20 protein-coding genes and 3 pseudogenes are annotated in these 15,721 nt (G+C 53.5%); 9 read left to right on the top strand and 14 right to left on the bottom strand.

Going from position 1 to position 15,721, the window contains the following annotated elements; all coding sequences use genetic code 11:
* Nucleotides 1–104 precede the first annotated feature (104 nt).
* The 9 genes from K1567_RS23095 to K1567_RS23055 form a co-directional block, all read right to left on the bottom strand.
* Nucleotides 105–989, bottom strand: a complete 885-nt coding sequence (locus K1567_RS23095) for a manganese catalase family protein (protein ID WP_220698883.1) — start codon at nt 987–989, stop codon at nt 105–107.
* 132 nt (nt 990–1,121) lie between these two features.
* Entirely contained in the window at nt 1,122–1,349 is a 228-nt protein-coding gene (locus K1567_RS23090; RefSeq protein ID WP_042559210.1) for a PLD nuclease N-terminal domain-containing protein, read from the bottom strand.
* Between the two features lie 90 nt (nt 1,350–1,439).
* Complete coding sequence (locus K1567_RS23085) at nt 1,440–1,886, bottom strand: DUF421 domain-containing protein (protein WP_042559211.1); 447 nt, start codon at nt 1,884–1,886, stop codon at nt 1,440–1,442.
* Nucleotides 1,887–1,893: 7 nt separating this feature from the next.
* Nucleotides 1,894–2,412, bottom strand: a complete 519-nt coding sequence (locus K1567_RS23080; protein WP_042559212.1) for a hypothetical protein — start codon at nt 2,410–2,412, stop codon at nt 1,894–1,896.
* The gene (locus K1567_RS23075) at nt 2,412–2,918 is read right to left on the bottom strand and encodes a CinA family protein (RefSeq protein ID WP_042559213.1); all 507 of its coding nucleotides are present in this window, start codon (nt 2,916–2,918) and stop codon (nt 2,412–2,414) included. Before K1567_RS23075 ends, K1567_RS23080 begins: the two co-directional genes overlap by 1 nt.
* A 13-nt stretch (nt 2,919–2,931) precedes the next feature.
* Complete coding sequence (locus tag K1567_RS23070; RefSeq protein WP_181263831.1) at nt 2,932–3,180, bottom strand: hypothetical protein; 249 nt, start codon at nt 3,178–3,180, stop codon at nt 2,932–2,934.
* Nucleotides 3,181–3,307: 127 nt separating this feature from the next.
* Nucleotides 3,308–4,129: a DUF3618 domain-containing protein gene (locus K1567_RS23065; RefSeq protein ID WP_042559215.1), complete on the bottom strand. Its 822-nt coding sequence runs from the start codon at nt 4,127–4,129 to the stop codon at nt 3,308–3,310.
* Nucleotides 4,126–4,554 (bottom strand): phage holin family protein, encoded by a 429-nt coding sequence (locus K1567_RS23060; protein WP_042559216.1) that lies wholly within the window; start codon nt 4,552–4,554, stop codon nt 4,126–4,128. The genes K1567_RS23065 and K1567_RS23060 overlap by 4 nt, the downstream gene beginning before the upstream one ends.
* Nucleotides 4,554–5,195, bottom strand: coding sequence for a hypothetical protein (locus K1567_RS23055; protein WP_042559217.1), 642 nt, complete (start codon nt 5,193–5,195; stop codon nt 4,554–4,556). Before K1567_RS23055 ends, K1567_RS23060 begins: the two co-directional genes overlap by 1 nt.
* A 307-nt stretch (nt 5,196–5,502) precedes the next feature.
* On the opposite strand from K1567_RS23055, the gene K1567_RS23050 reads away from it, so the two are divergent.
* Complete coding sequence (locus K1567_RS23050) at nt 5,503–5,952, top strand: low affinity iron permease family protein (RefSeq protein WP_142580120.1); 450 nt, start codon at nt 5,503–5,505, stop codon at nt 5,950–5,952.
* A 179-nt stretch (nt 5,953–6,131) separates the two neighbouring features.
* Here K1567_RS23050 and K1567_RS23045 read toward each other — a convergent pair whose 3' ends face one another.
* Nucleotides 6,132–7,247: a sensor histidine kinase gene (locus tag K1567_RS23045; protein WP_042559219.1), complete on the bottom strand. Its 1,116-nt coding sequence runs from the start codon at nt 7,245–7,247 to the stop codon at nt 6,132–6,134.
* A 252-nt stretch (nt 7,248–7,499) separates the two neighbouring features.
* Here K1567_RS23045 and K1567_RS27645 point away from each other — a divergent pair, with 252 nt between their 5' ends.
* Together K1567_RS27645 and K1567_RS23040 are read left to right on the top strand one after the other, a co-directional pair.
* Nucleotides 7,500–7,718: a hypothetical protein gene (locus K1567_RS27645; protein WP_042562089.1), complete on the top strand. Its 219-nt coding sequence runs from the start codon at nt 7,500–7,502 to the stop codon at nt 7,716–7,718.
* Nucleotides 7,719–7,833: 115 nt separating this feature from the next.
* On the top strand, nt 7,834–8,088 hold the full coding sequence (locus K1567_RS23040; RefSeq protein WP_220698882.1) for a hypothetical protein: 255 nt from the start codon (nt 7,834–7,836) through the stop codon (nt 8,086–8,088).
* A 195-nt stretch (nt 8,089–8,283) separates the two neighbouring features.
* Here the strand turns inward: K1567_RS23040 and K1567_RS23035 are convergent, their stop codons facing one another.
* Nucleotides 8,284–8,523, bottom strand: coding sequence for a hypothetical protein (locus K1567_RS23035; RefSeq protein WP_042559149.1), 240 nt, complete (start codon nt 8,521–8,523; stop codon nt 8,284–8,286).
* A 184-nt stretch (nt 8,524–8,707) separates the two neighbouring features.
* Between K1567_RS23035 and K1567_RS27805 the strand changes: the two are divergent.
* From K1567_RS27805 to K1567_RS23020, 4 genes and pseudogenes are all read left to right on the top strand, one after another.
* Nucleotides 8,708–8,995 (top strand): annotated as a pseudogene (locus tag K1567_RS27805) (short chain dehydrogenase); the annotation flags it as partial.
* Between the two features lie 265 nt (nt 8,996–9,260).
* A pseudogene (locus tag K1567_RS27640) lies at nt 9,261–9,581 on the top strand (hypothetical protein).
* A gap of 156 nt (nt 9,582–9,737) precedes the next feature.
* Nucleotides 9,738–9,920, top strand: coding sequence for a hypothetical protein (locus K1567_RS23025; RefSeq protein WP_080896020.1), 183 nt, complete (start codon nt 9,738–9,740; stop codon nt 9,918–9,920).
* Nucleotides 9,921–10,006: 86 nt separating this feature from the next.
* Nucleotides 10,007–10,681 (top strand): HAD family hydrolase, encoded by a 675-nt coding sequence (locus tag K1567_RS23020; RefSeq protein WP_042559147.1) that lies wholly within the window; start codon nt 10,007–10,009, stop codon nt 10,679–10,681.
* 217 nt (nt 10,682–10,898) lie between these two features.
* Here K1567_RS23020 and K1567_RS23015 read toward each other — a convergent pair whose 3' ends face one another.
* Nucleotides 10,899–12,164, bottom strand: coding sequence for an APC family permease (locus K1567_RS23015; RefSeq protein WP_042562070.1), 1,266 nt, complete (start codon nt 12,162–12,164; stop codon nt 10,899–10,901).
* Between the two features lie 366 nt (nt 12,165–12,530).
* On the opposite strand from K1567_RS23015, the pseudogene K1567_RS27635 reads away from it, so the two are divergent.
* Together K1567_RS27635 and K1567_RS23010 are read left to right on the top strand one after the other, a co-directional pair.
* Nucleotides 12,531–12,744: pseudogene (locus K1567_RS27635) on the top strand (hypothetical protein).
* A 335-nt stretch (nt 12,745–13,079) separates the two neighbouring features.
* On the top strand, nt 13,080–14,645 hold the full coding sequence (locus tag K1567_RS23010; protein WP_042559146.1) for a PAS domain-containing methyl-accepting chemotaxis protein: 1,566 nt from the start codon (nt 13,080–13,082) through the stop codon (nt 14,643–14,645).
* A 130-nt stretch (nt 14,646–14,775) separates the two neighbouring features.
* Here K1567_RS23010 and K1567_RS23005 read toward each other — a convergent pair whose 3' ends face one another.
* Nucleotides 14,776–15,141, bottom strand: a complete 366-nt coding sequence (locus K1567_RS23005; RefSeq protein ID WP_042559145.1) for a histone-like nucleoid-structuring protein, MvaT/MvaU family — start codon at nt 15,139–15,141, stop codon at nt 14,776–14,778.
* Between the two features lie 168 nt (nt 15,142–15,309).
* Nucleotides 15,310–15,609, bottom strand: coding sequence for a hypothetical protein (locus tag K1567_RS23000; RefSeq protein WP_042559144.1), 300 nt, complete (start codon nt 15,607–15,609; stop codon nt 15,310–15,312).
* Between the last annotated feature and the right edge of the window lie 112 nt (nt 15,610–15,721).

Genomic DNA, 15,721 nt, shown 5'->3' with positions numbered 1-15,721 from the left:
CTCAGGGCCAGTTAAATTCCGACGCGCTGATTTTTTGTTAACCATGATGTGATTCCCCTCTGAATAGATGGAAGACCGCACGCCAGAGGACGTGCGGCTGCTCTTCAAGGTTGAGGTTCGCCTTGTACCCCCGCCCCTAAGTCCGCCCCTGTGATCGGATTGCTGTCTGGGTCGGACATCGTCCTTGCTTTCATATCCATGAGCAGCGTTTCGTCCTCAGCGCTCAATTGCACAGAGGCGGTGCCGTCCCCACCATCCACTGCAGGCGCCGGATCTTCCACGAAGTCCCAATCGTCCCCTTCGTTCCAAGGGCCGCGAGTGCTGCCTTCGCCCTTTGACATGTTGAAGTAGACGTTGGTGAACTCCGGCATGCCCGGCAGTTTGCCCTGAGGGAAATTTGGTTGGATGGCGTGCAGCGCTTTTTCGAAAGATAACTGGTGGGCGATTTCACGCGTCATCAGAAATCCTAGGGCCTCTTTCACACCCGGATCATCGGTAACATTCATCAACCGTTCATAGACAATTTTCGCTCTCGCCTCAGCGGCGATATTTGAGCGCATGTCTGCTGTGGGTTCGCCGATGGTGTCGACGTAAGCTGCTGACCAATGTACGCCCGCCGAGTTAGTCAACGGAGCACCCGCGCCATACAACAAACTGGTGATGTGAGAGTCGTTGCCGGCACCATTAATGGCGCGATACAGCTCTCCTTCTTCCTCCACACCTTCAGCCATTTGTCCTTTGGCACCCTTGTTTAACATCACGATGATCGACCCGACGATCTCAAGGTGACTGAGCTCCTCGGTGGCGATATCCATAAGCAGATCTTTTCTGCCTGGATCATCTTCTGCCAAGGCTTGGGTGAAGTAGCGTGAGGCGGCTGCAAGCTCGCCCTGAGCTCCCCCAAACTGCTCCAGTAATAAATTTGCTAACCCAGGATTTGGCTGGGCAACCCGCACGGTGTATTGAAGTCGTTTGTTATGTAGAAACATGACATTCTCCTCAGGCGAATACGGGCTGCGATTCACTCGGTAAGAGACCGAATGCCAACCCACAATCATCTGAAGCAAATGCATCTGGGTAAATTTCAAAAACCTTCTGCGCTAACGACAGACGGATGCTGACTACCCCTTACTGTGTTCTGGCGACGAAGGGCCTTCTTTGATCCCACGGGGCCCCGCAACACCCCAAACAATTAAACCAATGACTGGGAAGATGATGAGCCCGATAGCCCAACCGGCTTTGACTCCCACCGTCTTGTCGCTGCGAAACACGCTTACGATAGCCCACAGATCAACGAGCAAAATGATCACCGCGACGGCAATTGCGAAATAGCTGGTAGCTTCCGACATGGTTAAGCCCTCCTCAGATTGATAATGATTAGGCCCCCCGAATCCAGAGGTGTTCAAGTAATTCCGCAAGTGCCTATTGACGCACGCGATTCAGTCTTCTCGGGCAATGACGGAGATCTTGCCGTTGCGCTCTAGGATTGCGAACTTGATCTCTTCCAGCTTCTCAATGCCTTGGCTGGAACGTGCAGCCTCCATCACATCCGCTTCTAGCAAACGCGCACGACGCAGGCGTTCGTGGAGAAGTTTTCCGTTCTCGACGATTATGGTCGGCTCGCCATCAATCAGCCGTGAGATCCACTGCGAGCGCTGTTTAAGAAGGGACAAGCCAACATCGATGGCGACAAGTGTGACGATGACGATCACAGAATTAGTGAGCGAAAAATCATCGCCCAGTAGGGCTTGCTGAGTCGCCTCACCGATCATCAGTAGCAGAATGAAATCGAAGGTTGTCAGTTCCGCCAAGGAGCGCCGCCCAGCGATCTTGAAGAGCACCATGAGAGCCACATACATCGCACCAGCACGCAAAACCGAATCCATGAATCACCTAAGGGAAAATGAACTGCACAAGTTTTATGCCATTGGTGCCCGGTGAAGAGACTTGACTGCGGTAGAAGCCAAGGCCATCCCCTCGCAGGGTGATATATAGCGTCGCTTGACCATCAAGGTCGGTCTGTAGCCAGAGCCTGATGCCTTGTGAAGAACTTCTTGAGCGCAGAGGTTCGGGTTGTAGAGTTTCGATACTGAAGCCCTCCAATAGCTGACCTGCGAGCTCCAGCTCCGCCTGAGAATCTGGCGTCGAACTCAAAGTTATTTTCATCGAGTTGGTCGAGCCATTGCGATGGAACATTTCATATTCCACTCTGACTTTACCGTCCTCACTGCGGACATCTCTTGAACTGAGCAAGCCTCTGGAAAAGACGCCCATCAACCCCATCAAAACGACTAAAACCAATACGTACCAGCCAACGCGCTCGAAACGCCAGACCTTCAATTGGTAGGGCATATCCTCGCGAATCGGATGTTCACGGCTTCTCAGGTCTGCGTTATCGGAGTCTTCGTTCATTAGGCTTCAGCCTTCTCGCCAGCGTGCGCACGACGATGAAAATGCGGTAGCCACTGCAACGCATATTCCGTCGCCTCTGCCTGAACCTGACAACGTCCTCCGGAGAACCTGTGTTCATGACTGAAGACATAGCAGTCATCATCCGCCTGAAACGCCCAAGCAAAACAGATTGTGCCTGCAGGGATGCCATCAACATCGTTCGGCCCCAGTATTCCGGTAGTTGCGATTGCGACATTTGCGGTGCTATCACGTAAGGCCCCCGTAGCCATTTCTCTAGCCACCTCGACACTGGTGAGGTTGAAGGTTTCGATAGTTTGAGGGCTGACATGGAGTAGACGCTCTTTAGCTTGGGGCGAGTAAACGACGTAACCACACTCAATAAATTCGCCGCTGCCCTCCACCTCGGATAACAGCGTGACAATTTTTCCCGCCGTACACGATTCCGCTGTTGTGATCATCAATGCGTGATCCCGCAGGTACTGAACAGTGTCGCCGGCGATAGACATGGCCTAAATAACCTCAGTGGTAATCGTCTCCAGCGACAGCACGCAGGTACGCGTCGTCTGCTTCTCGTCTCAGGTCGCGCCACTCGTCCCAAGTCAGAATTCCCAAACGATCCATTTCATCCGACTGGCGCAGCAGTTCATCGTGATAGGCGTCTGGGCATTCCATCCGCAATTCAAAATTTTCCAATGCGCGATGCCAGGCATCCAAAGCGAGTAATTTAGTTTCCTGTGCAAATGTCAGTTGATTCTTAAAAGCGCTCATCTCGCTCACCCCGAACATTTCCCGGTTGAGCAACCGGAGTTGAATAAGGTTCAACGTGCCGGACGAAAAACCGCATGACCTGAAACAAAGGTGGGAGGCCTATTGCGGGCCTCCCGATGCCGCGCGGTTAGGAGGTGCCCAAACCTTGAGAAAGATCTGCGCTCGCCGACGTGGTGGTGCGTGTTTCTTCAGCCGCAGATTGCGCGCCCGGCTGATCAGTGGTTTTCGTCACTGTGTCGCGTACCGCTTCATAACCCTCTTGCGCGTGCTTTTTCACCTTGTCGACCAGCCCAGCACTGGTGCGACCCATGTAGCGTTGTTCGGTTTGGGTCGTCGGCAGTGCTGCGCCTAGCAAGGCTCCCAGCGCGATACCGGCAGCGGCCACCACCAAGGGTTGTTCCCTGAGCAACTGGTTGAATTGCTGCCCCAATACCTGGGAATTACGCGTCAGCCGATCACCGACGTCGTGCATGGCGTGGCTGAGATTTTCACCCGCAGCGCCAACGTTTTCTCCTAAGTGGGCGGCCTTGCCCTTGAGCGACTGGTAGCCCCCTTTAATCGAATCGGCGGTCTGGTGCATGTGCTCGCGGGCACTGCCCAAGCCCTCAGCCAAACCATCGGCCCACTCGCTGGCCTTGTCCTGATCAGGCCCGGAGCGATAGGTTGGTTGCGGCACCGGTGGCCGGTTCTGGCTCATCATCAACCAGAGCAACCCGACCGAGGTCAGCACGGCGGGCACCGGGTTGTTGCGCACGCTGGTGCCGAGATTGCTGATAAAGGTTGAGCCGTTGTTCTGCATCATGCCCCACGCTTGATCGAACATCTGGCCGGGGGTGAATTTGCTTTCCAGCTTGTCGACGATGTTGCCGATACTGGCGCGTTGCGCGTCGATTTCCCGCTCGATCTGTTCAGGGCTCTTTTGCGATTCGATATCCAGTTCAGTGTTCATGAGACTTTCCTCCGCAGCGCTTCCTGATCCTTGTTCAAGGCATCGAGTGTCCGGTCAGGTTTGAAGTGGGATGGCTCAAACTGTTTTTTGCCCGACTGCAGCATGGCGAAGCCGATGATCATCACCACCACGCCGACGATCAGCGCTGCTAGCCACGGCGCCATGAACAGGCTCAAGCCGTAAACCGCCGCCATCAGCAGAATGATGAAGCCCGCGAGGAACACAATCGCACCGCCCGCCACCGCCGCGATGCCGGCCTTGAGTGTGTTGAGGCTGGTCTGAAGTTCGACTTTGGCCAGCGCCAATTCCTTGGTGAACAACGCGGGGACTTCGCGGGACAACTGCCGCAACAGGCCCACCACGGAAGCATCGTCCGTGGGCGCCAAGGGTCTGGTTCCCGGGAGATCAGGATCGTCTCTGTTCATCACAATGCTCCTTTGGTGCTGGGCGAAACCGCCGCTGATGCACCGGCAAAGTCGGTGGGATGGTCGTGTTCACCGGGGGACGCAGGGGTGATGCCGGTCGCGAGTCCCGGGTTCGGATCGGTGGACGTTTCATAGGGCCGATGCACGCCATAACCTCCCGAGGGCGGCGTCGAGCGGCCTGCGGCTGGATCGTGGTGATCCGCACTGACGGTGGCCGCCGCCGAGGTGCCGGCCTTCAAAAACCGCGACAATCCGAAGCCGATGGCCACGCTGCCGGCGATAAACAGTGCGGGGTTGTTGCGGGCCAGATCGGCGGCGTCATGCAAGAGCTGCTCGGCGCTCTTGCCGCGCAGGTTCCCGGCGAGGCCTGTCATCGACTCGGCCATATCGGTGAGATAGTCGGACATGCCCAGTGTGTCCTTGTCCTCCAGCTCGGAGACAAAGCTTTTCGCACCTTGGGCCAATGCCTCGATTTGATCGGCAGCGGTGTCGCGATATTGGCCGAACTGCGCATCGGCCTGCTCCCTAGCTCCACCGAGTGCTTCGGTGACATCCTCCTTCAAATGCTGAAAGTCTTGTCCTGGTTTAAGGTCTGCAGAATCGTCGGCCTGGGATCCCGCCCTGCTGTCTGAAGTATTCATGTGGCCCCTCGCTTTCCGTGTGAAAACGTTTAATGAGACTACACAGCAGAATTGCCCTGAGCCCCTCATATCAAAGGACGGGGCAGCTCAGGCTAGAGTTCAAAGAGGGTGATGAGCGTCAAAAGTCCTTCGTCTAAGTTGCGCGGAATTAGGTTACGGCGCTCCTATATCAGACGTTTCTTTCGCTAGATTTTAGGTGCATGGAAACGATTTGGAGGTTCGAGATGCCGACGAAAGGTCGAATTGTAATAAAGTATTTCAGGCGTACCGGTTGTCTAGTTCTTACCTACAACTAGAGTTAGCAATCATGAAATTCGCACGATTCTGCCAAGCCCTTTCCAACTGGGCAGGCAGCTCAAAAACCTTCCTGCTAGCAATCGCTTTGATCGGAGTATGGGCGCTCACGGGGCCGTATTTTCATTACAACGACACGTGGCAGCTGATCATCAATACGTCGACAACCATCATCACGTTCCTAATGGTGTTTCTGATCCAGAACACGCAAAACCGCGACAATGACATTCTACATCTGAAGATCGACGAACTGATTCGGGCAACTAAGGACGCACAAAACGCGACGTTATGCCTTGATAAAATGGGCTCGAGAGACCTACGCAAGCTCCGGGATCAGTACAGCTCTCTAGGTGAGAATGATCAGGTCGATCTCGGTACTGCCGGTACGGATGAGACGATTTCTGCTGAAATACCTCTTCAATCTAAATCGCCTGACTCTGACCTTGGAGGTCTGCAAAGGTGAGGGCATTGAAGTAGCCTGCGGAAAGAGAGCAACTGAGCTAGTGCCTTCTTGTTACCCTCATCGATTGGGGCCCAATCGGCCCGCCCCTAAAGCGACCGGTGAGGTAAGCAATTTTCGCTAACATTCTTATAATTGAGCCTGGTTGGTCGTTAGCAAAAGCTGTGTAGCGCCCTCTCTCCTCAACGTGGAAATTCTAGAGAGCATTGCAGTCCAGGATGTTGGTTCAGCATCGAAATTTCGCCACGAAGCTGGCGTGTCAGCGACTTGATAATCTTCATTCCTACCGACGAGTGCTTTTTGAGATCGAACCCTTCCGGAAGTCCCCTCCCTCTGTCAGTCACTCTCAACAGTACCTGGTCAGTGGACGCCTTTAACTCAACAAATACCTCGCCGGTTGCCTTGTCTGGATAAGCATATTTAAGGGCGTTGGTGACTAGCTCATTCAGGACTAGAGCCAAAGGTATTGCTCTATCCAGCGGCAGAATTACGTCCTCCATATCGATTGCGAAGCTCGTATGGAGGGATGCTGAGCCACGTAGGCCGTCTATCAACTCAGACAAGTAAATTCCCGCGTTCACGGTTTCCACTTGATCAGCCTGATACAGCTTTTCATGCACTGCCGCGATGCTGGTGATTCTTCTACTGGTATCGACGAGTGCTGCCCGCGCCTGCGGATCTGCCAACTGGCGTATCTGTAACTGAATCAAGCCAATGATCAGCTGCAGGTGGTTCTTCGTTCGATGGTTGATCTCCTTGAGAAGCATGTCCTTCTGTTCAAGAAGTCGACTCTTCTGCTTTAGCGACCGTCTCAACTCCAACTGAGCCATTACCTGCTTCGCCAGCGTTGCAAGGGCGAACTTTTGTTGCGGGGTTAACTCTCTTGGCTGACGGTCGAGGATGCATAGAGTCTCTAGACCATAGCCATCCGGTGTTTCCAATAAGCAGCCAGCGTAGAAGCGCAGACCTTCATCCGCCGTCACGAGAGGATTGGAACTCATCCGTGGATCATCTCGCAGATCCGGTATGACGGTGACACCTGGTAGGAGAAGGACATGACGACAGATGGAAACGTCCAATGGCGTTTCACTTATCCCCAATCCGACTTCCGCCTTGAACCACCGCCGATGGCTATCGATCAGGTTTATCACTGAGATAGGCGCATCACAGATGGAAGCAGCCAAACTTACCAATTCGTCGAAATCGGACTCGCGCGGGGTGTCGAGGATCTCATATCCATGCAGTACGGCAAGACGTTCCGGCGAATCGCATGGATCAGTGATACGTTGCGCAATCATTAGGACTCCAGCATTAGGGCAAGCAGCATCAGTGCGATCAAATTCAAAGGAATCAAATGCATTGGCTGCGCGTGCTGATGGAGAAAGTGAGGAAATTGAGCATACCGCATCTGGAGCATTTTCTGATGACTGCAACACAGGATGTTCTAAGGTGTAATCTCAAATTTGTTGGACTTCATGGGAGATGAGCGGTTAGATCCTAAAATCACCCGTAATCTGCAAGCTCAGCTGTTTTCATTTAAGGACGAGTCCATGCACGATAGCTTTCAAGCAAACGTAGCTGCAGCTGACGCTCTTACGTTGCTTCTGCATAACCAGCATGCAATTTGCGCGGCCATTGAAGAGGTTACGACGTGGCTTTCGAACAACGGAGCGGGGAACTCTGCGATCAATGCCCTCACTGCCATGGAAACGTTAGACAGGAACGCTCAGGGGATTACGGACGCAATCTTGCGGCTACGTCAGTCATAGGCATCGGTTCCAACTGTCCGTCCAGCATGAACAAGTCAATTGCTTCTCGCTTATCTTGTTCCTCGCTTTCGGGACGAACTATGATTGAGCCGATGTAGCCAGACAAGGAAGCGCCATGTCAGCCTTCAGGACGATTGCCATTCTAGGAGTAGCAGGCGTCATCTCAACCGCAGCGTACTCAGCTCATTTTGTAGAGCAGCAGATCGAATATCTGCATCACAAGCTTTCTGCTCCGACAGAAAATCAGAGCTTCGCGACCAAGTGGCCCCTTGTAGAAGCAGCGCTCCCCGAACTGGAAGGCCAGCTGCCGAGCTCGCTACAGAAGGCCACTCCCGTATCATTGAATAATCTTGGTTCTGAAAAACGGTGAAACACCCGTCACGATAATTTCACATTTGCAGGTGTACGGTTGTAACAGCTCCTTTAGTGATTCCCGGCCCGCCCCCCCATCGCGGGTCTTTTTTTGCGCCAAATATGGAATCAACTGTCCAGCTCTGCATGCTATCCATCCGAGTTCGCCCTCCAGGCCAACTCACTTGAGGATCGCGGAAGGGGTGTCCAAGGGTTAGCGCGGATCCTGCTGATTGTCCATCACCGCATTATCCGTCTCCTCCCGCACACGCTCAGGGTCGAGCCCGACGTCGTCATCATCAAGCGGGCGCTCACCTTCGTTATCCGGAAGTTCGTCAACTCCTTCCTCTTTCATTGGATCAACTTCGGTGCGGCCTGGGCTCAGTGGATCAGGCGATGTCGGCATAGGGTCATCCTCACCCATCCCGCCTTGCAGCTTTGGATCGCTATTCATACACACCTCTCAGTACCCTCAATGGTGGGGGCATGTAGCTTGGAGAGGGTTTGTATTTCGAGTGTTCGATTTATTGGCTTACCGACCGTCACCTCCCTGCCACTCAGCCTTTCAGTCATCTCGATGGAACGTTGCGCCACACCCCATCCTCTATCGCAACACCAGCGAATCTGAGGGCTTCATCATGATTAACCCAGCAACCGGTATGAAGGCAGGCGAGCGTTACATCGTAGAAAGTCTCGAACGCACACGACATTTCCCAGGCTTCTTCCTCGACGGGAAATATTACCTTGGCCCCGAATTGATGACGGCCATAGGCTGGCTGGAAGGTCAGCAGTTTTATTACGATGAGCTTGACCCCACTGGTGAGCCAGTATTCCCCAATCGACTCGCCGGCACGGTCGAAAATCTCACCCTAATTCTCGCAGACGGTGCGCATTTACCTTTAAACGAAATGCCTTACGAAGCAGAGATCGATCCCTATGACATTCCGATCAGTCGTAATCCATCGTCATCGGGACATCGCCCTATTTCGCCAAGCGATCAACACGGAGTTGAGGGCGTCTGGATGTCAGGTAAACACCCCTATCCCATACTCCTGGCGGCGGGCGCAGCGCTATTACTGGGAATACTGTTTGGGGTCAAACAAGCTAAACGCCTTCCCATTCGAAAGCTGAGGTAGTCGTCCTCCGTGAACTCCCTGGAGAAGCGCCCTTGGAAAGATCTGAGGTGACGAAATGCATCCAGTAACACCTGACGGTCGTTACTTCGTTGTCAAAGGGCTGCTGTGGCGCTGTTCAAACCCGTCATTGGAAGAGGACGTGCGCCAGCGTCTTGTCGATGCACTCATGGCAGCTCGACGCGAGGTGAAGAGAGCAAAGGATTCGGAAGACGAATCGCAGCTAAAGCCCGCTCGGGAAAAGGTACAACTCGCCTAAGTAGCACTTGGTGAGCGGGGCCCTGTTTGGTGGGCTGATGGCAGTCCTGATTTCAATAGGTTCCGGGTCACTAACTCCCCTTATGCTGAATGGTTCAGCTTGCTTCATAAGTCTGATTAACCCTCGGCTCAAGGCGGAAGTAAGGCGATGGAAACCACAGCGGCATTCATGCGCTGCGGTTTCTCCGCTTCGAGATCTGCGAAAGAAGGAACGACTCAGACCATGTGCTTTCGAAAAATTGAGCGCTTCAAATTTCGAGGGTCGAGGAGAAATCTCATGAATGAAAGAAGCTCCGCTTCATCAAAAAAAAGCAAAGCACTGGAGGATTCTGCTCTTGTCTCAGACGTGTCTAAAACGGGTTTAACAGATGACGAACGGGTCGTTAGGGAAGATAAGTTTCTTGGCGACGAACCACGTGTGGAACCCGGCCCAGCCGACTTGGAAAGACTTAAGGATTAACGTCAACTCACTAGGTATTCGATGCGACCAATATTTCCAATACGCGACATCTACTACCTGAAATTTGCTTAACGGAGGTGTCACGTATGCGCCAGCAAACCTCATTCATATTTGATCTGGATGGCACGTTGACTGATAGCGTTTACCAGAATGTTTTCGCGTGGAAAACCGCGCTCGACTCAGAAGACATACCGTTGGCCATGTGGCGTATTCACAGAAAAATCGGTATGAGCGGTGGACTGATGCTTAAGACGTTAGCCCGTGAGACCGGCTTGGAAATCAAATCAGACCAGGCCAAAAGGCTGAGCGATAAACATGATAAAGCCTACAAGGATCTGCAAGGCCAGATAACCGCTCTTCCTGGCGCTGTAGAGCTTCTCGATACCTTAAACCGCAATCAGCTCAAATGGTGCATCGCTACCAGCGGTGGGATGGATACTGCAGCAATAAATCTGAAGGCATTGGGCTTGGATATCGCTGAGGTCAATCTCATTACCCGTGATGACGTGAAGTACGGCAAGCCCGACCCCGACCTTTTCCTCGCCGCTGCAAGCAAACTCAATGTACCCATAGAAGATTGCCTGGTGATCGGCGACGCCATCTGGGACATGCTCGCCGCACGCCGCTGTAAGGCCACCGGTATAGGCCTGCTTTCTGGTGGTTACGACACCGGAGAGCTTGAACGCGCTGGGGCACTCCGCGTCTACGAGGATCCTCTGGCACTGCTGCGGCACTTGGACGAGGTGGCTTCCCGTCCGTGAGCAATCTGTGAGCACGCGGATTGAGTTGGTGTGCTCCCCGCTCGCGCCGATGTTCACGCATGCAGCCATGCCAGACGATTGATCGGGTGGTGTTCCAGTGTTCCTCAGAATCAACGATCCTAGGCATTGGACGCACCTGATACAACTGCACCCAGCCCGCACTCCTATGACTTCGACGAGCTTTACGCTGCGATAGACCGGCGAAGCGCTTACAAGATCAGCCAGGCTCCACTGGCGCCGGCAGTGCCACTCTTGAACAGACAAAAAGCAGCATGCCTATCAGAATCAAGCCCCCTCCCCGCATCCAAGTCTCCAGACTTTGCTGACTGAGCAGCACCAGGCACGAGACGATAGCAAGTACCGGAACCCACGTCGGCACCCGAAAGTGATTTTCCGCAACCTCGTCGCGGCGCAGGATTAACACGGACAAATTAGTGCTGAAAAATACAAACAGCAGGAGCAGGACGACGGTTTCGGCCAATGTAGCTAGCGTTCCCGTCAGCGTGAGTGCGATTGCTACAAGGGTGGTAGCGATGACCGCGATCCAAGGGGTGCGTCGCCGAGGCAGCACCTTGCTCAAGGCGGTCGGCAAAAGTCCTAGACAGGCCATGCCATAAGTAAGGCGACTCGCCATTATCATGGTTAACAGCGCGCCGTTGGCTACCGCGATCAGTGCAATGAACGCGAAGACGCGAGGCGGAATGTTTAAACCTGACGCCCGAACCACTTCAAGAAGAGGAGCCGAGGTTGCCACAAGTTTTTCCATGGGCAGTACGGAAGATGCCGCGACGCCGACAGCCATGTAGACGACTCCGGTGGTTAGCAATGCGGCAAATAATGCGCGCGGATAAACTTTTCGTACGTCTCGAATTTCTTCCGCGAGATTGGCGGATGTTTCGAATCCTACAAAAGAATAGAAGGCGATCAATGCCGCGCCCAAAACGGCTAACATCGGGCTGATCCCCGGCTTGAACTCCAGGCTGCGACCCAATTCCGCTTCGCCTGTACGGAAATACCAAGCAGCGGCAACAACGACCAAAAGAAGACCCGACAGCTCAATGACTGTCATCACCAGGTTGGCTCCCAAAGACTCTCTAATTCCCCTCGCATTTAAGAGCGCGATAACGAGAAGGAACAGTAGGGCTGCGATGTGAGGCGATACACGGATGAACGCCGCTAGGTAATCACCCGCAAACGCCAGCGATAAACCCGCCGCGCTCGTAACAGCTGCCGATAGCATGCAAAAGCCAACGAGAAAAGAAATGAGCGGAGACCGGAACGCCTTTTCTGCGAAAACCGATGCGGCGCCCGCGTGAGGATATTTTGTCACCAACTCTGCGTAGGAACCTGCAGTAAGCATCGCGAAAAACAGAGCGATGAGCAGGGGCACCCATATTGCGCCACCTACCTCGCCCGCAATTGTCCCGGCGAGCGCATAAACGCCCGCCCCGAGTACATCGCCGAGAATAAACAGAAAAAGCATAGGGCCAGTGACGGCGCGACGCAGGGAGGTCTTGGGGGGCGTAGTCTTCACGTTCAACTTCCTGGCTTGAGGTTGCGACAGCCGATCAGTGGGCTGATAGCTAGGTGGCTTTACTCTCAAGCAATGGAAATTCGCGTATCACTAAAGTTCACATATCTTGCCAAAGTGACGGGGGGAATACGCCGCCTCTACAAGCAGAATAGGGCTTCAAAATCGCCCTCGAACTCAATAAAAATCTATAACAAAAAAGGCCGTGGCGGGCCTTTTTCGTAATCAAACTAAAATCACTTAGTCAACCTAGACTGACCTTGTCGGAGCCGCGTCCGGCTACCAAGACCTTTTGCTACGCCGACCTCTTTCAGGAGGATTCGCGATGCCAAATCATTCCTGATCCCTTCCCTACTATTCAAGATCAATCAAAACCAATTCGCGTGAGACCGCCATCATGGAGCTCACCCTATGTGTCAAGCAGCGTGGAACGGTTTAGGTTGGAAGCAATGGGCGTAGTACGCTGGAAACGATCAGCAAGAACGAAGATTTCATCGATATGACTCTCGCGATGCTCATGGCACCGGAGTGATCTACATCATGATCCGTATGCCTAACCGTGCAGCCGCACTGTGCCAAACCCATGGGATTCCCAAGGCACCGTTAAAGGCAGCCTAAAAGCGGGGGCTTTCAATCAGTTACCGAATCATCACTGATCTGATTGACCTTTTTAGTACCTCAGGGCGTGTATCGCCATTCGGGACATAGAACATCACAAATCGCTCGTGTAGCTCAAACTGCTCGAGGTGGCCACACCTCAATACACTTAACACAACCTATTGTTATTAAAGTTTTTTTTGCGATACCCACTAACCTTTTTCTAGTATCTGCCGATGGCATTCTAATTGGACATAAGAGGCATCGGGAATGAGAAACAATCAACCAGTAACGCAGCGCGAAATTGCGCTAGCTCCTCAACAAAAGCTCATCTCAACGACAGATGTCCGAGGAGTTATTACTTATTGCAATGACTCCTTCGTCGAGATCAGCGGTTTCGACCGAAGCGATCTGATTGGCGCCCCTCAAAACATCGTCCGCCATCCTGATGTTCCATCTGCAGTCTTTGCGCATATGTGGAGCGCTCTTAAGCAAGGCAACCCGTGGATGGGGATTGTCAAAAACCGTTCTAGGAATGGCGATCACTACTGGGTGAACGCTTACGTAACACCAATTTTTGAAGGCAGCCAAGTCGTTGGCTTTGAATCGGTCAGAGTCAAACCGACCGTTGAGCAGATCCGACGCGCAGAATCCCTTTACCGGCGCATCAGCCAGGGAAAACCCGCCATTCCCACTCGAGACAAGTGGCTGCCTGCCCTGCTGGACTACCTGCCGTACCTTGTTATGGGTCTGGTGGGCACTTTGAGCGGTCTACTTCTCGACGCATCCGTAGCTATTGTCGCCACAATAGGCACATCCGCTCCGCTCGGACTGATGACCTCTCGTTGGCAAAAGCAAGGAACAATGCGCCTGTTGCAGATGGCTGAGCCCTCTACTTCTGATCAACTTATTGCACAGATGTACAGTGATCAGCACGGGGCTCAAGCGCGTTTGGAAACAGCCTTTGTGAGCCAGGCTGCGCGTCTGAAGACCTGTCTCACACGCCTGCAAGACACCGCAGAGCAACTCAGTGGGTTAGCCGGGAGATCCGACATACTGGTCTCTGACAGCTCACGTGGACTTGATCGCCAGCGCGTCGAGACCGAGCAAGTGTCCGCTGCAGTCAATCAGATGGCGGCGACCACACAAGAAGTCGCGAGCCATGTCCAGCGCACCGCTGACGCCACCCAGGAGGCTAATCTGTTGACCGGACGCGGACGCGACATTGCCCGAGATACCCGCGAAGCGATCCAGCGCCTCTCTGCAGTGGTGGGTGAAACTGGGGAGACCGTCGCGCAGTTGGCCAAGGACAGCAACGAAATCGGAACAGTGGTCGACGTAATCAAAGGTATTGCCGATCAAACCAACTTACTGGCACTGAATGCCGCGATCGAGGCCGCGCGCGCTGGCGATATGGGTCGAGGCTTCGCTGTAGTGGCCGACGAGGTACGTCAGTTGGCACAGCGCACGTCTGAGTCCACTAAGCAGATCCATGACCTGATCACCAAGCTTCAGACTTCCTCTAACACTGCCGTACAGACAATGGAGAGCGGCCATCGTCAAGCCGAAGAAGGTGTGGCGTGGGTACTTGAAGCAGACAAGGCATTGGTGGGAATCAGTGAAGCCGTAGCCCACATCACTGACATGACAACGCAGATTGCGGCCGCCACTGAAGAGCAAACCGCCGTCGCCGAGGAAATCAGCCGCAACATCACCACCATTGCCCAACTCGCGGATCAGACATCGGAGCAAGCTCATCACTCAGCAGAACTTAGCAAGGAGTTGACCAAGACAGCGGCAACTCAATATTCGTTGGTCGAGCGCTTTAACCGATAGCCCCAACATACTGAGCCATAGGCTTTGTCATTGTATGGGGCCGCGAAAAACGCTCTGCTTTCTAGTTCGAGCGCTCTTCCTCGCCAGCTAACTAAGGGCCTTCTCAGGCCCTTTTGTACTCAAACCAAAATCACTTGGCCAGCCATGACTCGACGGTGTCGGAACCATGCTTAGCTTTCCATTCTTTTAGACCTTTGTGATTGCCACCCTTAGTCTCAATAACCTCGCCAGTATGAGGGTTCTTGTAGACCTTCACCTGGCGAGCTTTCCGGGTGCCGCCTTTCGTCGCTGCTACTGGAGCGCGACGACCCGCTTGCGGATCAAGCAGATTGATCACGTCCTTCAGGCTGTAGCCATATTTTGCGAGCAAATCGCGCAGCTTCGTTTCGAACTCAATTTCTTTCTTGAGGCCAGCATCCCCCTTGAGAGCTTCAAGCGCTTGGAGTTGTTCGGCGAGGTGTTTTTCAAGTTGGCGGAATTCGGCAAGTTTGGACATGGAAATTCTCGATGTGAGTAATACCTAGAGGTTACACCATAAATCACGCCCCGCACTTACAAGTAGTTGCTCGTGAGGTCTTTCACCCAGCCAGCCGATATTAAAAGCTGTTTCCAAGCGACAGTAGGTCTTGGATTGATTCCGTGTGAATGGCCGATGCGCCTTTTCTTATAGATGAGTATTCGCCTCCTCAGCCGGATAAAACTCCCCCACCATCCCCATCATTTTTAGCTGTTCGCGCACGATCAACTCAACGCTGGCAACTGTGGCTTGATCGTCAGGGTTGACCAATTGCAAGCACAGGCGTCGGACATTCTGATCGTGGGTGCCCTCGCTCATCATCTCGTGGGTGAAGACCTGTTCACCACGCCATAGGCATAGCTGGGTATGAGTCTCGCCGAGCCATATCTCGTTGAATGATCTTAGGTCGGTGGTAGCCAGTTGATCGGCGGTGATTGTCTTATCCATTGCTCTGTACCTTATCAATAAGCAGTTACAGGTAGACTTCCGGGCACAGGGGGTCGTTCCAACTGCCAGCAGGTGACCCGGCTAGATGGTGGTGAAAATACCTCTCGGATTG

The sequence above is a fragment of the Pseudomonas sp. S5F11 genome (assembly GCF_019641515.1).
GTDB classification, from domain to species: domain Bacteria; phylum Pseudomonadota; class Gammaproteobacteria; order Pseudomonadales; family Pseudomonadaceae; genus Aquipseudomonas; species Aquipseudomonas rhodesiae.
Note: the sequence above shows the minus strand (reverse complement) of the source record. Positions and strands in the feature narration are given on the sequence as shown.